This window comes from Pseudoalteromonas luteoviolacea H33-S (assembly GCF_001625695.1).
Lineage (GTDB): Bacteria > Pseudomonadota > Gammaproteobacteria > Enterobacterales > Alteromonadaceae > Pseudoalteromonas > Pseudoalteromonas luteoviolacea_B.
In genome coordinates this window covers 1-16,721 of the sequence record NZ_AUXY01000079.1, presented here as the reverse complement: position 1 = coordinate 16,721, position 16,721 = coordinate 1, and the positions used below count along the sequence as shown (strand labels likewise).

Below are 16,721 nucleotides of genomic sequence, written 5' to 3'. Positions count from 1 at the left end.
CATGGATATGCAACAGTATTTTGATGCGCAAATGCGTCTCCTAACACAAGCTGGCAAGGAGTTCGCTCAGCAATATCCAGAGCATGCGGGGCAGCTTAATATTGATGCGCTCAAAGACCGCGATCCGCATGTTGAGCGCTTATTAGAAGGCGTTGCCTATATGACGGCATATACGCAAAAGCGCCTTGATGAGTCATTACCAGAAGTCTCTGAGCAAGTGTTGCGTCAAGTGTGTCCGCTGATGCTGAGTAATTATCCGTCCACGACCATTATGCAATTCACCCCTAAGATGACGATGCAAGGGGCCACAACGGTCGAATCGGGTACGCAAATTAGCTCCCATGGGGATAAAACCACCCCAGTGGTATGCCACTTTACCACATCGACAGATACACCAATTGCCCCGTTTGAAGTGTATGCAGTGGATTATCAGGAGTTTCACAGTGGTGCTAAGTTAAGTTTAAAGCTCAAGCGCTTGGGCCAAGGTGTGGTCAGTGACTATGAATTAAAATCTTTGCGTTTTTACTTGTGTGGTGACACGCCACTGTGTGCCAGCTTATATCACCTAATGACCAACGCCAGTGAACACATTGAAGTCAGTTATGGCAGTCACTTTGACAAACTCACCCAGCTGCTCCCTAAGTCATCGGTGAGCAGTGCCTTTGGTCATGGCGAGTTTGGTATCTTACCCAACAGTGATCAGTGCCATCCAGGCTACGCGCTACTGCTTGATTACTTTAATAGTCGTGAGCGCTTTTATTTTGTAGAGCTAAACAACTTCCATCTTTTAAAGTTTGATGCCAACCTCAACACCCTCGATATTGAGATCACCAGCCAAGTTAAGCTGCCACCAGGGCATAAAGTTAGCCATGAAAATATCATGCTCAACTGTGTGCCCGCAGTCAATTTGTTTGCGTGTGATGCAGAGCCAATGCGCTGCTTAGATAATCAAACCGAATACCCGATTACGCCAATACAAGAAAAGTCCGCAGAGGCATTTTGCTTTGAGGTCACTGAGCTCAAGGGGAAAAACCGCAGCTCAGGAGAGAGCGTTGATTTTCAGTCTCGTTACACCAGTGTATTTGAAGACGAAAAGCACCTTTACAGCTTGGTATCCAAAGATACAGGCGGCGCTGCCCCCAAGGTGTATGTGCAGATCTCTATGGATGATATTGATGCTGTGCAAACGCTGTCAGCGAGCACCCTGGCACACAATGCCGTGTGGCCAAGGCAACTGTTAAAAGAGGGCGACATTCATGTTCCTAAAGCCAATGCCCCTTTTGCGCTGACGATGAAAAATGTGATCCGCCCAAGCAAGATGCTGCACTGCCCCAAGCAGCAAAAACACTGGCTGTTGATTGGCCTATTGAATATGCGCTTTTCTCAACTTGCCGATCCGATCCAATTAAAAAAACTCTTAGCGCTGTTTGATTGGTCAGGGCGCTCAGAAAATCAAAGCCGGATCGCCAGTATTGTTGATGCCCACTCAAAGCCAATTTCAATGCTGCAAAAAGGGGTGTTTGTGAAAGGGCTAGAAATTCATTTGACCATCAATGAAAAGCAGTTTGTGTGCTTGTCAGATGCTTATCATTTTTGTGATGTATTGCATCAGTTTTTTAAGCTTTATGCGCCCATTAACGAGTGTTTGCAAACCAAGGTGACGTGTGTACCTAGCTACCACACTTGGTGTTGGCAGATAAGTTCCGGCGAGAGTTATCAGATATAGCCATGACAGAGCAAAAAAAACACCCAATTTGGGCCAAATTGCCCGCCCCGATCGCCGCATTGCTGGACGCGCCATGGCAATTTAGTTTGTTTAAAGCCATGTCGTTAATCGAAAAGCATTGGGCGATGGAGGGAGAGTTAGAGCAAGGCGCAAGCCAACGTGTACTGGTGAGCACCTTCAAAGAGTTAGGCTTTCCAGCATCGGATATTCGCGCTTGTGAATTGCTGCTCAGCCAGCGCGGTAAGCTGAAGCTAGAAACCGCATTTTTAGGCTTGTATGGCGTGGATGCGCCGATGCCCCATTACCTGCTTGAGCAGGCTGCTAACGATGAAGAAATGGGCGCACGTACACGGGCATTTTTAGATATTTTTAATCATATTTTGTACTGCCAATTGTACCAAGCATGGAAAAAATCACAGATCAATTTAGCGGGCGTCGGCGCGCGTCAGTTTGACCAAATGGTGGCGGCGATTTATGAAAATAGCCAAGGCGAAAGCAGCAAGCTTAACTTAGCCAGCGCCAACCAAACCAGTGCTGCTGGCTTGCAACAAGTGCTGCGCCAAGGGCTAAAGCAACCGAATTTGCAAATTGCTGACAACATGGTGGAGTGGCAAGAAGTCACAGAAAAACCACCAATCAGCGCTGAGAATAGCGTCACATTAGGCCAAGACAGCTTGCTGGGCGGGCAGGTATTGATCACAGGTAATCGTGTGCAAATTGACATTGGCCCGTTGAGTGAAGCACAGGCTCGCGCGTTGTTTCCAAATGGCGACGAAGGGAAAAAAATGCATAAGTTACTGACTTGGCATACCGGCAGCAAAATGGCATGGCAGGTCAAAATTTTAATTGAAGTGAAAGAGCAGCATCCAGTGCCCTTGGGGGAATGTGAGCTTGGCACCAGTAGTTGTATGGGCATTGTAGAAGCGCACATTGCGCAAAGAAACTTTTTAGACAGTGATTATCAGTCATAAATAGGCGTCTTCAGAGCGCGCTCTGAAGTAGGAAAGAGTCAGAATAATTTTAAATCGCAAGGAAATAAAATGGACGCGACAGGCATTAAGCAACTTATTGATAAATTAAACGCACATACCGCAAGCGCGCTTGAAGCAGCGGCAGGCTTTGCCGCTAGCCGCCAGCACTATGAAGTCTTGCCTGAACATTTACTGCTTAAGCTGATGGAAGATCACCACGAAGGTGATGTGGCTAAAATTCTGCCTTTTTTTGAAATTGACCAAGATACTCTGTGGCACGAAGCGCTCGGCTTTATTAATCAACAAGACGCAGCCAATCAGGGCAAACCTGTGTTTTCTCGCCGTTTATATGAATTATTAGAGCGTGCTTGGCTCACTGCTAATGTGAAGCACCGCAGTGAGTGGATCACTGGGGCTGCCTTGCTTGATGCGTTTAAAGATCTCGTCCCGTTTAGCCCTGCATTTGGGTTGGCGCTAGAGCTTGATAAGCTCGATATTCACTTTTTAAAAGACAATCTCGATAAAATTTGCAAAGGCTCGACTGAGCGCATGGCGTTTCAACCTGTGGATACGGGCAGAGCGAGCACTTTGCAGCAAAATGGACAAGATGCAGAGCAAACGGCATTGGACTCATTTTGTGAAGACCTAACCGCAAAAGCGGCCAGTGGCGGCATTGATCCGGTACTTGGACGCAGCGAAGAGATCCGTTTGGCAATCGATGTGTTGTGCAGAAGGCGCAAGAATAACCCGATTTTTGTCGGCGACCCAGGGGTTGGCAAAACGGCGGTGGTGGAAGGCCTTGCACAGCGCATCGTTGCCAAAACGGTGCCAGATGAATTGGTGGGTGTGCGGATCATGGTGTTAGATATGGGCTTGCTGCAAGCGGGCGCTGGGGTAAAAGGCGAGTTTGAACGCCGTTTAAAGCAAGTGATTGACGATGTGAAGTCATCCAGCACGCCCATTATTCTCTTTATTGATGAAGCGCATACCTTGATCGGCGCTGGTGGCGATGCCGGCATGGGCGATGCGGCGAACCTACTGAAACCCGCACTGGCACGAGGCGAGCTGCGTACACTGGCGGCCACTACTTGGAGCGAGTACAAACAATATTTTGAGCGCGATGCCGCCCTTGAAAGACGCTTTCAGTTGATTAAAGTCGACGAGCCCAGCGAGCAAAATGCCAAACTGATGTTGAGTGGCATTAAAGAAAAGTACGAGCAACACCATCAAATTCATATTACCGACAGCGCCATTGAAGCGGCGGTGAGTTTATCGGCGCGATATATCACGGGCAGACAGTTGCCAGACAAAGCCATTGATGTACTCGACACTGCGGCAGCAGCAGTGAGAATGGGCGCCGCCACCTCTCCTGTGATCATCGAAAATGCCCAAGAGCGTGTCACCTATTTAACCGAGCGTTTGGCGCGATTAGAGCAAGAGGCAGAGCTGGGCATTGAGAGCGATGTGGTCAGTGCAGAGTTAGCCGCTGAACTTGACCAAGCGCAATCAGAGCTTGCTGCAATGCAAACGCGCCGCGCTGAGCAACTAGACACCCATGCCTCGATTGCCAGTGCACAGCAAAGCCAATTACCAGAATATCGCCGCCAATTGAAATCGTTAAACGAAGAGGGCAATGCGGTCTTTTGCGAAGTTGATCAAGATACCGTGGCACAAGTGATTGCTAACTGGACAGGGATCCCAGTGGGCAATATGGTCAAAGATGAGCTGCAAAACCTCCTTGCGCTCGAGCAAAGCTTAGGTGCGCAGGTGGTAGGCCAAGAGCAAGGACTAAGTGCGCTGGCGCAGTCACTGCGTGTGGCCAAAGCTGGGGTGTCGGCATCTTCAGGCCCGCTTGGGGTGTTTTTATTCAGTGGCCCATCTGGGGTGGGTAAAACAGAAACCGCTCGACATTTAGCCAATGTGCTATTTGGCGGTGATAAGTTTTTAACCACCATCAATATGAGCGAATACCAAGAGTCACATACGGTGTCGCAGCTTAAGGGTTCACCACCGGGTTATGTGGGCTATGGTGAGGGCGGTGTGTTGACCGAAGCGGTGCGCCAGCGTCCTTATTCTGTGGTGCTGCTTGATGAAGTTGAAAAAGCCCACCCAGATGTATTAAACATGTTTTATCAGGTGTTTGAGCTGGGCATGATGCGCGACGGCGAAGGCCGCGAAATCGATTTTAAAAATACCGTGATCATCATGACCTCTAACATCGCCGCTGAGCAAATCGCCAAGGCATGCCGTGCGCCAAATCAAGACGACGAAGACGTGTTAGCCAAAGCCATCAATGAGGCGCAAGGTCTGTTAAACCAGCAAGCAGATGAGACGCCAACCGCTGACGAGGACTGCGACGAAGAGGCGCAAACGCCTTGGACCATGCCAAGCCTATCTGAGCTAAATAACTTGATTAAGCCTGAGCTACTGAATCATTTTGCGCCTGCATTATTGGCGCGTATGCAGGTGATCCCATTTAAGCCGCTAGACAGCGATGCACTAGAGAATATTGTCGCTTTAAAGCTGGAGAAAGTGGCTGCGCGCTTAAGTGAGAATCATCAAATTACACTGCGGGTTGATCAGAGTGTATTGAGCCATTTATCAAAGCAATGTGCGCTGTCTGACAGCGGCGCTCGCTTGGTTAATGCCACCATAGAACAGCAAATATTGCCGGGTGTTGCCCGCTCAATTTTAGGCTTTTTGAGCGAAGAAGATATGCCAGATCTGCTGACTTTAACCTTAAATGATGACGGGCAAATTGAAGCTGTATTTGCCGATCTGGCCTAACTGAGGGAGCAGCACCATGTTTGGACTAGATGCGGGAAAACTGACCGGCGCCGATGAAAGCCACTTTGGGGTGACGATTGCAGGGCTGAGTGATGCGCTGTTTCAGGTGCAATCCTTTCAAGCGGATCTTGATGCCCTGTGTGATGATTGCATATTTGACATTCAAGTACTGAGCGAAGAGCTGGTGGAGCCGGATGTATTGATCGGCAAAGACATCAGCTTGATCATTGCGTGGAGCACTGAAGATCTCACCGTGACCGGATTTTTAACCAATTATATTTGCCATGGTCAGTCTCATCAGGGGTATGTGTATACCTTAACTTTGCAATCAGGTCTTGCAAAGCTTAAGCAACACCGTTCAAACCGGATATTTACCGATATGAATCCTGGGCAGATCATCCAAAGCGTGCTGCAAAAGTGTGATTTCCCATCGGCTCAGCTCGACTTACAAGTCAGCGGCCCAACGCTTGATATGGTGGTGCAATATGATGAAAGTGATTACGACTTTATCACACGTTTGATGCGCCGATACGGCTATGTATATGGCTGGCGAGAAACCGACTATGGCATTGCCAAGCTGGCCATTTGCGAGTCGAGTGATAAATTTGCCAGACCGCTTAAAGAGATCACCTTGCCTTTTGTTTCACCGAGCGGGCAGGTGCGCACATGCGAAAGCGTGTTCGCGTTTTCTAAAAAAGCCACCATGCTCAGCGAGCAAGTGCGCTATTACGACAGCCATTATGAGCGTGGCGCCCAGATACAGGGCAGTAGCCGCAATAACACTGACATCAGCGGCTTTGGCGAAAGCGCGCATTTTGGTGACAACTTGGCCAGTGACGGTGATGGCAATGACTTAGCTGAAGTGCATCAACGCAGCCTAGATTGCCAGCGAGAAACCCTGATCGCAGATACGGACTGCCGTGCATTGCGCCCAGGGGTGTGCTTAACAGTCACAGATCATCCCAGCTATTCCGGTGAATACCTAGTGACTCATGTGTCACATCAAGGCTGTCAGGCTGGCAGCGTGGCATATGGCAGCAAAGTCACTGGGCTGACTTATAAAAATCAGGCCGTGTTACTGCCAATTGCGCAAGATTACTGTGCCCAGCCCAGCCCAAAAAGACGGGTCTTTGCCACCTTTAACGCCACCATTGAGCAAGAGGTGGATGAGACAGGTCAATATCAAGTCAAACTGCCTTTTAACCAAGATGGCGAAGGCCAGCAAAGCAGACCAACCCGATTAACACAAACCTATGGTGGTCAAGGCCATGGCATGCACTTTCCGCTCACCCAAGGCACAGAGGTCTTAGTGTGTGGAGAAAATGGCGACTTGGATCGTCCGGTGATCTTAGGCGCGCTTTATAACGCCCAAGCACCAAGCCCTGTGAGCAGCAATAATCCCTATGAAAACAAAATTGTTACCCGTGCTGGCAATACGCTGGTGATGAGTGACAAAGAGGGAGAGCGCAAAATTAAAGTGGCCACGGCCAGTGATGACAATAGCCTGCTGTTAGATGCAACCGATGGACAAGAAAAGGTCATGTTGCAATCTAGCCGAGGAGAAATGCGCTTGCAGGCGCAAGAAGATCTGACCATGCAAGCGGGTGGCAACCTCAATGTCACCGCCTCTGACGAGCTAACAGTCAAAGCCGCAGATCGCATTGCGATTCAAAGTACAGATGCAGAACTTGAACTGCACGGTGCGCGGGGGATCCGTTTAACCGCGGACTTAAACTTTAAAATTCAAGCAACGGATGGCGATATTGACCTCGAAGCAACACAAGCATTGAGTATGGAAGCAGCCCAAGAGATCAATGTTCACAGCCAGGAAGGCAACATCGAAATGAGCGCAAACGCCGGTGAAATTACCTTAAGTAGTGGTAATAACCTGACGTTATCAACGCAAGGTCAAGGGTCTATTCAATTGGTACAAGGGCGTGGCAGCATCGAAATTGATGGGGCTGGCAATATTACCATTAACGGCACTAACCTGACCTTAAGCGCGCGCAACATTTCTATTTCTGGCAATGCATTAGCGAACAATTAAGAGGAGATGGGAAATGCACAGTCATAATTTGGCGTATTTACCTGCGGCCAGTCAGTTGGTGGCCAGCGTATTACTGGTGGATGAGGTGGGCAAAATAGTCAGTGTGATGTTGGCCAACAGTGGCCGAGAGGTCGACGTGGTGGGTCAGCTGGAAAGTGTGTCGCGTGCTCAAAAAGGCGATCAAGTGGTGCTACTTAGCATTAAAGAGCCAGTGGTGATTGGCAAACTGGCAACCAGCGGCAGTTTTCCATGTGCCAAGTTTGATGATAATCGAGGCAAAGTGAGCATCAAAGCCGACCAAAGCATTTGCATTAAAACGCCCAAAGGCTCGATTGAGATTTATGGCGATGGCTCGATTTTATTGGAAGGAGATAGCTTATCCGCTGAAACCAAAAAAGATCTGAGCCTGCAAGGCTGGCCAATTAGATTGAACTAGCAGGGCAGGTATGTTTTCAGCAGTCACCAAGGTGCCACTTCACAAGCAACAGATAAAAAAGTTGTGGCGACAGCTTTGCGAGCTTGAAAAGTCAGGGATTGTGCGTCAACACAGGTTTGATGATTTGCACTACTTTCTGGTTAACCATGTTTACACTCTGTCACACGCACAGCCCAGCGAGTTTGAATGGCTAGATGAGCAAGCGCTCAGTGTCATGATTAAAGCCGATTGGCAGGCGTTATTGCCTTGGCATGAACAAAACGCGCAGCAAGCCCCTTGGCTAGATACTTTTTTAGCAATGTGGCTGGCAGAGGCCAAGGTGCCCAGTACAGATCTGCCCATTTGGCGTCAAAGCGGCGCAAGTGCGCTGTTTGCAATGAGTACACAAGCGTGGCTGAGCGATTTTAGCGACGCTGAGCGCCAGACCATGCTGACCAGTATTGAAACGCCAGAGCCTTGGTTAGTGAGATTGGCGTTTGCAGGCCAACCGTTAAATGCTTTACAGCTTCAGCAAGCCCTGCAAAGCACGCATTTTGAGTTTGTTCATGCGGCGTTAGTCAACATGTGGCTGTTTGCACATGACGAATTTGCGGCGCAGTTATTAAAAACCTTCAGTGCTACCGATGAGGCGGAGCATAAGGCGCAACTACTTTGCCTTGCAGGTATTGCACAGTTGCCAGATTGGCAAGAAGCCTGTGTGGCATTTTGTGAGCATTACCCCTTACACAGTGCCCATGTACTTAGCCACTTTGCTCATAAAAAAACGCTCAAACTGTTAGTCAATTGGCTCGATACGCAGCCTATGAGTGAGCCTGCTTATCAGGCATGGCAAATACTCACAGATAAAGAGCTTAAGTTGGTGGCGGCCATCAGTTTGGCAAAAGGGGAGGGGCAAGTCGAAGACGGGTTGCAGATCCCTTGTGTGAAACATGCAGAGACATGCCGTCAGACAGTGTTGCAGGAGCAAGGCGACTATGTGCTGCAAGGAAAAAGCTTTGCGGCTTTGGATGCTCAGTTGATAAAGCAATTTAAGGGCATATTAGTACAAAAGCTGGTGGCAGCGCAGTATGAGCAAAAAATCGCTGCGATGTTGTATTTTTTACCCTGCACGCCAAGACACTGGGAATTTATAGATAGGAGAACAACGGATGTTAGTAAATGACTCAGCATGGTTTGCTGAAATTGCCCCAAGCTGGGATAAAGACTCTCAGCCTTGTTATGTGGTGGTGGTAAAGCAAAACTTTGAATACGACAAGCAAGGCAAGGTCACCCAAGAGCTAAATGGTCCTGAGATCACCATGGGCGATGGCTTTCAAGGCGAAGGCGCGCAGTGTGAATTGATCGCCGCCAATGACATGGTGCCGTTTAAGCAAGGGTTTGAATGGTATGGACGTTTTACTTGTTTTCCGCCCAGTGATCGGGCTGCCCATGTGATGGAGGTGGGCGTTGACCTACTGAGTGACAATGCCGTACTGATGAATAAAACCTTGCGAGTGACCGGAGAGCGACGCTGGCGCTGGTCTTTATTTGGTGCGGTGGCAAAGGATTTACAGCCACTGAGGCCATTGTTGCTCAATTACGCGGTGGCGTATGGTGGTCAAGCACCGAATAACCCACAAAGTATGGACAGAGAAAACCCCATAGGTCGAGGCTTTAAGCTCAGAAACCGAGACGGGATCGGACAGCTATTACCGCAAGTGGAGTATGCTGATCAGGTGTTAAGAAAACCGCGAGATACCACACCGGTTGCCAGCTTTGCACCCATTCCGCATTTTTGGTCACCGCGTTTAGAGTTGCAGCCTGAGTTGGATATTCAGGCCGTGGTTGCAGGTGACTACCCATATGTTGAAGCTTTATGTGCCAATTATTATAACTATGCGCCAGCGGATCAGTGCTTGCCTTGCACCTTAAAGCCGCATACCACAATCGCACTGAGTGGCTTAACTAAGGGCCAGCCTTATGGCCAAAAAGTCACTTTTGAATTGCCTTATATCAAACCTGAGTTGGTGATGATGCGCGGCGCCATGCAAACGCCGTTAAATATGGTGTGTGATAGCTTAATTCTTGACACCCATACGCAGCAATTTTCTTTGCTATGGCGCACCACGATGAAACAAGACGGGATCCACCCAATGGATACCTTGATAGTCATGCCAGAGCAAGCACCACTGCCGGATACAGAGTCAAGCGTATGAGCAGCGAATGCTACATTAGCTATTTAGGCCATATAAATACGTCGGGCACAACCTTAAGCGCATTTTATAGCGCCATTGAAAATGGCATGACTTATACCGCCACCAGTAACCTAGAGGAAGAAGAAGGCATGGCGAAAGCCATTGTCGCCAAGCTTGGACCTTTGGCCAATTTACCGCGTGCTGCCCGTATTGAGTTGATGCTGGGCGACTTGATGACAAGACTGGCCATCCCTGCGTTGCTGCGAGGAGAAAAAACGGGTGCCATTGCATGGTCTAACCGCATTCATTTTGTGCTCCCACAGCAAGGCACAGATCCGTTAATCAGTGATGAAGCCCTCAGCGCACTTTGCGAGCAATGTGAGTTACAAGATGTGTTGATAAGTCAAAGTGACGATATTGATTTAACCCTGCCCGATGGCACTGTGGTGGTGGCGGCAGATGCCTGTACAGGGCATGAAATTTTGTATGACAGTGATTGGCAAGACAAGCTACAGCGCCAAGATGGCACTGAAGGCATGATCATGAGCGAAGGTGCCTGTGCGTTACTGCTCGGTAAAAACAAGCAAGCCATGTGCTTAAAAAGCAGCAATAACCCGTTAAAAAGCCAGTTAAAACAGGTAAAAGCAGACTTAAAAGACATTTATATTTCCAATATGGCGAGTACTAAGGCATGGCACAACATGTGGTTTGATGCCAGTTGTCATCTATATCAAGCAGCAACGCAGTCGGATAGCAACGGATCCGCCTCTTTGATTAAATTAAAAGAGCCGGGCAGGTTATGTGGCCATGCAGGGGTCGCGCAAACCTTAATGGCCTTGGTACTTGGCTTTGCCTATTTAGATTTACCCATTCAGTACACATCCCCCAAAGTGTGGTTGATAGTTGAGCACACGCAGCCACAACTTTGGCAACTGACAAGGAGTGATGATGAGTTACATTAATGCCGGCCAAGGAAAGCAAGCCGGAACGGTTCAATATGACATTGATGCCACCAGTGCAGAGCTGCGCAGTGGCGGCAGCCAAACTTGGCGTCACAACAACCCTGTTTTACTGGGCTTAACCGCAGCGGCAAAGCGCAATGGCGCACTAGGCCAAGCCAGTGGCGTGGCGGTATTTGCTGATAAAAGCAGTGGCGAAAGTGCATTTCGTGACGAAATAGATAGGCCCAAATACAGCGACCATACTTTGGGCGATCTGATCACAGAGTTTATTCCTGACTACATTATTCCGCCCCCGGAATGGGATGAAGAAGCCAATCAGCCCATCTTGCCACACATCGAGCCTGTAACGGGCATGGACGTTAACAAGCCAGTGAACGATGCCGATGCCTTATTACGCCTTGCCAGCGAAGAACTTGGCTGGGAGGCCGGTGAGCAAAGTGAGATAACTAAAGACACTGAGGCAAATGAGCAACAAGTGCGCATGGCCAGTGGGAAAAATGTACTGATCAATGGCCGCTCCGCAGTCCATGTTGAAAGCAAAGGCAAACTGATGAGTTTGGATATTTGCTTAACCACCATTGGCATTCCTGTGGTGCCCATTCCCTATTGCAATGTGGCAAAAACCGATGACATCACCAACACCGCCAGCTCAGTGAAAATTAACGGTAACCCAGCAGGGACACGAGATAGCGAATTTACCGAGAGCACAGGGGATCAACCCGGTGACAAAAAAGGCATTATGAGCGGCGTGACCGAAGGCAAAGCGGAGTTTATGTTGGGCTCATTCAATGTGTTTATTGAAAACCAGCCAGCGGTGCGCCAAGGGGATATCATGATATCGAACAACAAAAATACCCCGCCTTCGCCATTAATGCAGTCAGGCAGTATGCCAGTGCAGCGACTCAGCGTTGAAAACCGCCCCACCCCAGCACCGCAAGAGGGCGATAAAAATATCACCTTGGTGGTATCGGGGATCAGTAATTCACAGGAAAGGATCAGGATCGGATGACAAGTACAGCTCCCACTAGCGTCAATGAGCAAGGCGCTTATCGCGAATTGGTGTTTGAAGGCTATGCCAGTGACTCAGAGCAAGTCTCATTGATGATCAAAGATTACAGCGAAGATCAGGCCAAAACCGGTTTTTATAAAATTCCGCTGGGCTTTGCCAACACCACACAAAACAATAATAACGCCGATGTTGAGTTGGTGTACATTTACCCCTTGTGTGAGTGCACCCCAGATGGCGCCGCTGAGCGCAAACTAACCAACTTAAGACCCGGATATTTATACATTTATGTAGACGGTCACTTATGGCGCGAGCTTGAAGTCACAGAGCACGAAGAAGAAGACATTTCTTATTTTAAAGATGTGAACCTTGCGTACCAAAAAGGCCCGCAAGTGTGGCGCATTGATGAGCACGGCCAAGTTGGTGAGCGCGTGGCAACGGGTGAGCAGCTTAAGCAAGTGCTGGTGCCCAACAAATTGTATGGTCAGCCATGCCGAGTAGAAATTGCATTCAGTGAAACCCAGTGGTGCTGGCGACAAATTGAAGCCTTTGGCGGCATGAGCGAAAATGATCCGCGCTTAAACTATGGCCCAAGAGTTCAGCCGGGCACCAATGATGACGCAGCGAGCGAGCGCCGCAGCCAACGTATGCAAGTGCTTGATAAATTGGGTAACTATGCACAAGGCTATAGCAATGATGAGGCGCCACAGCACATCCCACTGCCGCGTATGCCAAAAAATGGCCTGCACCGCCCGGTCTTAAAAGACCCAATAGGCGTGGCCCGTTACCTTGCCGCTGAAATCGTCTCAGAGCGTAAAAACATCCAGCAATTGTCGATGGAGTCTATCAAAGGGTCGCCCCTCACCCCCGATGATTTTGAAGACTTTGCACCAGAGCAAAAGAACATTTCTAAACATGTGCTGGCGACCACCATTCAGTCGCAGTTTTTTGCGTTTCCCAATACCACTCAGCAAAAAGTAGACCTTGGCATGTCGGTCTCTGAGCACGAGCAAGACATGGCACAAAACTACAAAAGCTGGGTGCGTGCTGGTTTTTCAAAGTATGAGTTTAGACGCTACTTAAAAACCGAACAGGCACTGACCTCTGCCCGCGCCATCAATGTGCAAAAGTCATTTGGCTTTGATCATATCACCCGCGAAGACGAGCCAATGAGCTTTTACCAAGCGGTGAAGGACTATGGCTATTACGAAGATGTAAGACGAAACTTTGTGTATGAGCTGATAAGTGATGTCACCGCGCCTTACACCGATCTCACCAAAACCTTAATTGAAAGCTTTTTGGTACATGACTCAGATTTTAGGGCTGCCAAGCAAATCGACGAAGAGGACATGGGCCAAGAGCTGATGTTAAAAGTGCTGGGCACGCACCCCCTAGATACGGAAAACGCAGCCAACAGTTTAAAACTGACCGCGCTGATGTACCCGAAAAAGACCGGCACTGCATTGAGCGATTATGAGTGCGCGCGCAGGGAAAGCAGTGACCCATTCGATACGGTTTTTTCAGTTGAATTACAGCAACAAATTCAGCAAGACATAGACGAAGGCTTAATGTCTGGCGAGCAACGCGAGTTTTGGCGCCGTGCTTCGCATGTCGTTTGGGGCGTATTGGCTGTGAGCTTTTCCGTACCAACCAGCTATTATGCTGCTGGGGGATCTGGCAAAGATTTTAAAGCACACAGTGCTGATAGAAACACACAAGAAGAGAGGTTGAGATCGCAACGTTCAGAGATTCAAAAAGAAATAGACAACCTACACGACAGTATTGCATTAAAGCAACAGGAGATCAGTGCAAGGCAAGCTGCAAATGCACAAGTGCGTCAAGAGTTACAGTCTGGGCTATTTGGAGAGGGTAAATCAATACCGGATAGCATGGATCAGGTTTTAGCCAACAGAATGGAAGAGTTAGAAGCGCTTCATGATAACCATAGTCGGGCGCGTGCTAGGCTGATCCGCACCAAGCAAAATTTAAAGCTGTTACATCAAAGCGGTGAGTATTATCAAGGTAGGTCTTTTCGGGACCTTTTATTACGTGAAGTGCCACACACTCGCTATATGCATTTAGCTAAAGTGATGACAGGCGATTTGCTTACAGAAATAGATATTGATGTTAACGATTATTACTCTAACAAATTACCTGATGGCAAAGTACCGCTTAACTTTTTAGATAAAGCCAAACGCGCCCAAGAGAGCTTGCTAAAGCTTGAACGGGCTGCAGAAGGGTTTGATAGTGCCTATGAGAGCCCGCAAACAGATCCTTTAGTAAAAGCAAAAATAGACGAATTTGCTTCTATTGAAGCGCGATTAGATCACATTCTAGAGCTGGATGGCTCTTTGGATGAAATGCTTAAAGTGATGGAAAAACAGCAAGCTGATATAGAGGCTGGGCAAACACGCATTAAGAAAACTCTAGTGGTGATGGATTTGTCGGCTGTGGAAGAGCTAAAAGATGCTATCAAAAGAAATACAGGTGAAATTGATGATAATAGGTTGAAGAAACTAGAAGCTGAATGGAAGTTAAAGGGCCTCAGCCACGAAAATGAGGCATTGAGCAAAATGGCCCGAATGAACATTAATCCAGCGACACTTGATGTGGTGTTGAGAAACCTGTTACCTGTTGTTGCTATCCTCGAAGTGGCTAATCTTTACAGTACTATAAACGACCCTAATGCACCTGCAATAGCTAAGTTTTCTGCGCTTTTAGATGCAGCAGATATTATGGGCAATATTGGCCTTAATATGGTGGAAAGAAAAATAGGTTTGCCGTCCCCTAAACAGTGCTACGCAATTATTCGTAATAAACCTGTCCCTCCTAGTGCGTTATCAAAGCGCTTTTGGTGGTCATCTCAATTAAAATTTAAGGTATATGGTTCGTTAGCGGCAAACGCATTGACCTTTGTTGCCAGTGCGGTTAGTACATACGTTGCTTTTAACAATATGATGTCAGCATATGAGCGCGGCGATGGGGCACAAGCACTTTCCCAAGGCTTAATGATGACTGGGGCAGCGAGTATGACCTTGTCATCCCTTTTAGGGATATTGGCTAAGTCGAGTTTGGTATTTCAGAGCGCAGCGCTTGTGTCACTGGCTTCGGGGCTTGCGATCGTGGGCGTGATTATATTACTGATCGGAGCAGGTATCGCATGGGCATTTTCGGAAGAGCCGATAGAAGCTTGGCTTGAGGCTTGCCACTGGGGCAAAAGCAAGACGCGCTTCAAAAACGATGACAGTCATGATGCCACAATCCGTGCTGCCCAGTGGGAGGAAAGCCCAGAATTGGCCTTGCATGATTTATACAACACACTCTATCGCCCCAATTTGTCGATTACCTCTATTAATGTGATTGGTTCTGTGAAGTTTTCATTCATCGTACCTCTTTCATACCCTGAAAATGGCGCAAAATTGGTATTTATGTATAAAAGACAAGATGACGACGAATTTAGTATTTTATCAAGGTACCAAATTAGTCAAATGGTCGATACGATTGAACTCTATCCCAATCGCACTGGTTGGGAATTTACCACAACTTATTCAAAAATTAAGCTCGCTTTAGGAATCTCACAAGACATGAGGCTTGAATTTAAAGTGCTTTATGCCACGTATCCAAGAGGGGTAAGCGAGCCAATCATTCATGGCACTAAGCAGGAATTTGTATTGCCTATTAGGTTTGACCGAAAGCAGGGAGGGGTTGTTGAGCAGCGCCATGGCGGCTTGTCGATGAATGCTTTTTATACTCAGCCAACCGGTTTGCTAGCCTTGTAAAGATATTTTTTAAAGCAGCCAAATAAGAATAAAAACCAAAAAAGGAAAATTATGAATAAAGAAGCATTAACAGAAGAGGAAATTAGAGAGCAGCAGCTGGAAGCAATGCGCTTGAGAAGTAGCAATGTTTCAAAATACACAGATTTAGGCTTTTATTATTTAGATTTATCAAAAGAGTATTTGCATCATAGTAACTATGAAGACCGTTTAGCTATGGCTGCAAAACTTAATGGCTGTGAATTCAAAGTTGCAAAACCTTTTAAAAGACCATTTAGTGATAGAGAACATACTGATGAATTCCATCATATTGGCGATTGTGATGGACAAGTGGTGGCTTTGCGCAGAGCCCCCGGCATTTGGCTTGTTTGTTTTTTTCTTTCTCTTTTTGGATTTTTGGGTGGTTTTGGCTTTTTTGTTTTTGGACTAATTACAGGGCCCGCTTGGTGGATTCTGGCAGGTATAGCATTATTTATTATCGGCCCTTGGTTGACTTATAAATTATGGGAACAGCTGGATTGGTTAGACAGAATTGAGTTTAACCGCCATACCGGACTTGTGCGTACCTCACATACTCTATTGCGACGGCCATTTTATGTCCCGATTGAAGACGTTGAAATGTGTGAAGGCCCAATCATTCAAGCGGCGAGAGGAGGAGGTGAAATGGGAACGGGTGGTTTAGTGTTGACTAAATACCCAGCTAAGTTTTGGTGGCGACCAACCATTGCCACTTTTGGGGGGATGGAAAAAGATCATTGGACAGCCATTTTGAAGTTTATGGATATCAATGAGCCGATACATCGAGATGTACATTTATCAATAGAAGAGCATTATAA

Annotated in this window: 11 protein-coding genes; all 11 read left to right on the top strand. The window is 47.7% G+C overall.

Annotated elements, in window-relative coordinates; translation table 11 throughout:
* Nucleotide 1: 1 nt before the first annotated feature.
* Nucleotides 2-1,726: a type VI secretion system baseplate subunit TssF gene (gene tssF, locus N477_RS14480; protein WP_052262396.1), complete on the top strand. Its 1,725-nt coding sequence runs from the start codon at nucleotides 2-4 to the stop codon at nucleotides 1,724-1,726.
* A 2-nt stretch (nucleotides 1,727-1,728) separates the two neighbouring features.
* Nucleotides 1,729-2,697 carry a type VI secretion system baseplate subunit TssG gene (gene tssG / locus N477_RS14475; protein WP_039610627.1) on the top strand — a complete coding sequence of 323 codons (969 nt, stop codon included), beginning with the start codon at nucleotides 1,729-1,731 and terminating at the stop codon, nucleotides 2,695-2,697.
* Nucleotides 2,698-2,766: 69 nt separating this feature from the next.
* A complete protein-coding gene (gene tssH / locus N477_RS14470; protein ID WP_063364375.1) occupies nucleotides 2,767-5,484 on the top strand; it encodes a type VI secretion system ATPase TssH in 2,718 nt (905 codons plus the stop codon).
* Between the two features lie 16 nt (nucleotides 5,485-5,500).
* Nucleotides 5,501-7,531, top strand: a complete 2,031-nt coding sequence (locus N477_RS14465; RefSeq protein WP_063364374.1) for a type VI secretion system Vgr family protein — start codon at nucleotides 5,501-5,503, stop codon at nucleotides 7,529-7,531.
* 13 nt (nucleotides 7,532-7,544) lie between these two features.
* Nucleotides 7,545-7,967, top strand: coding sequence for a hypothetical protein (locus N477_RS14460; protein WP_063364373.1), 423 nt, complete (start codon nucleotides 7,545-7,547; stop codon nucleotides 7,965-7,967).
* Nucleotides 7,968-7,977: 10 nt separating this feature from the next.
* Nucleotides 7,978-9,129 carry a hypothetical protein gene (locus N477_RS14455; RefSeq protein WP_063364372.1) on the top strand — a complete coding sequence of 384 codons (1,152 nt, stop codon included), beginning with the start codon at nucleotides 7,978-7,980 and terminating at the stop codon, nucleotides 9,127-9,129.
* Nucleotides 9,116-10,162, top strand: a complete 1,047-nt coding sequence (locus N477_RS14450; protein ID WP_063364371.1) for a DUF2169 domain-containing protein — start codon at nucleotides 9,116-9,118, stop codon at nucleotides 10,160-10,162. The genes N477_RS14455 and N477_RS14450 overlap by 14 nt, the downstream gene beginning before the upstream one ends.
* Entirely contained in the window at nucleotides 10,159-11,103 is a 945-nt protein-coding gene (locus N477_RS14445; RefSeq protein WP_063364370.1) for a hypothetical protein, read from the top strand. Before N477_RS14450 ends, N477_RS14445 begins: the two co-directional genes overlap by 4 nt.
* A complete protein-coding gene (locus N477_RS14440; RefSeq protein WP_419555242.1) occupies nucleotides 11,087-12,112 on the top strand; it encodes a DUF4150 domain-containing protein in 1,026 nt (341 codons plus the stop codon). Before N477_RS14445 ends, N477_RS14440 begins: the two co-directional genes overlap by 17 nt.
* Nucleotides 12,109-15,888 carry a toxin VasX gene (locus N477_RS14435; protein ID WP_063364368.1) on the top strand — a complete coding sequence of 1,260 codons (3,780 nt, stop codon included), beginning with the start codon at nucleotides 12,109-12,111 and terminating at the stop codon, nucleotides 15,886-15,888. The genes N477_RS14440 and N477_RS14435 overlap by 4 nt, the downstream gene beginning before the upstream one ends.
* 51 nt (nucleotides 15,889-15,939) lie before the next feature.
* Nucleotides 15,940-16,721, top strand: a 782-nt coding sequence (locus N477_RS14430; protein WP_063379450.1) for a hypothetical protein, incomplete at its 3' end; no start/stop codon positions are given.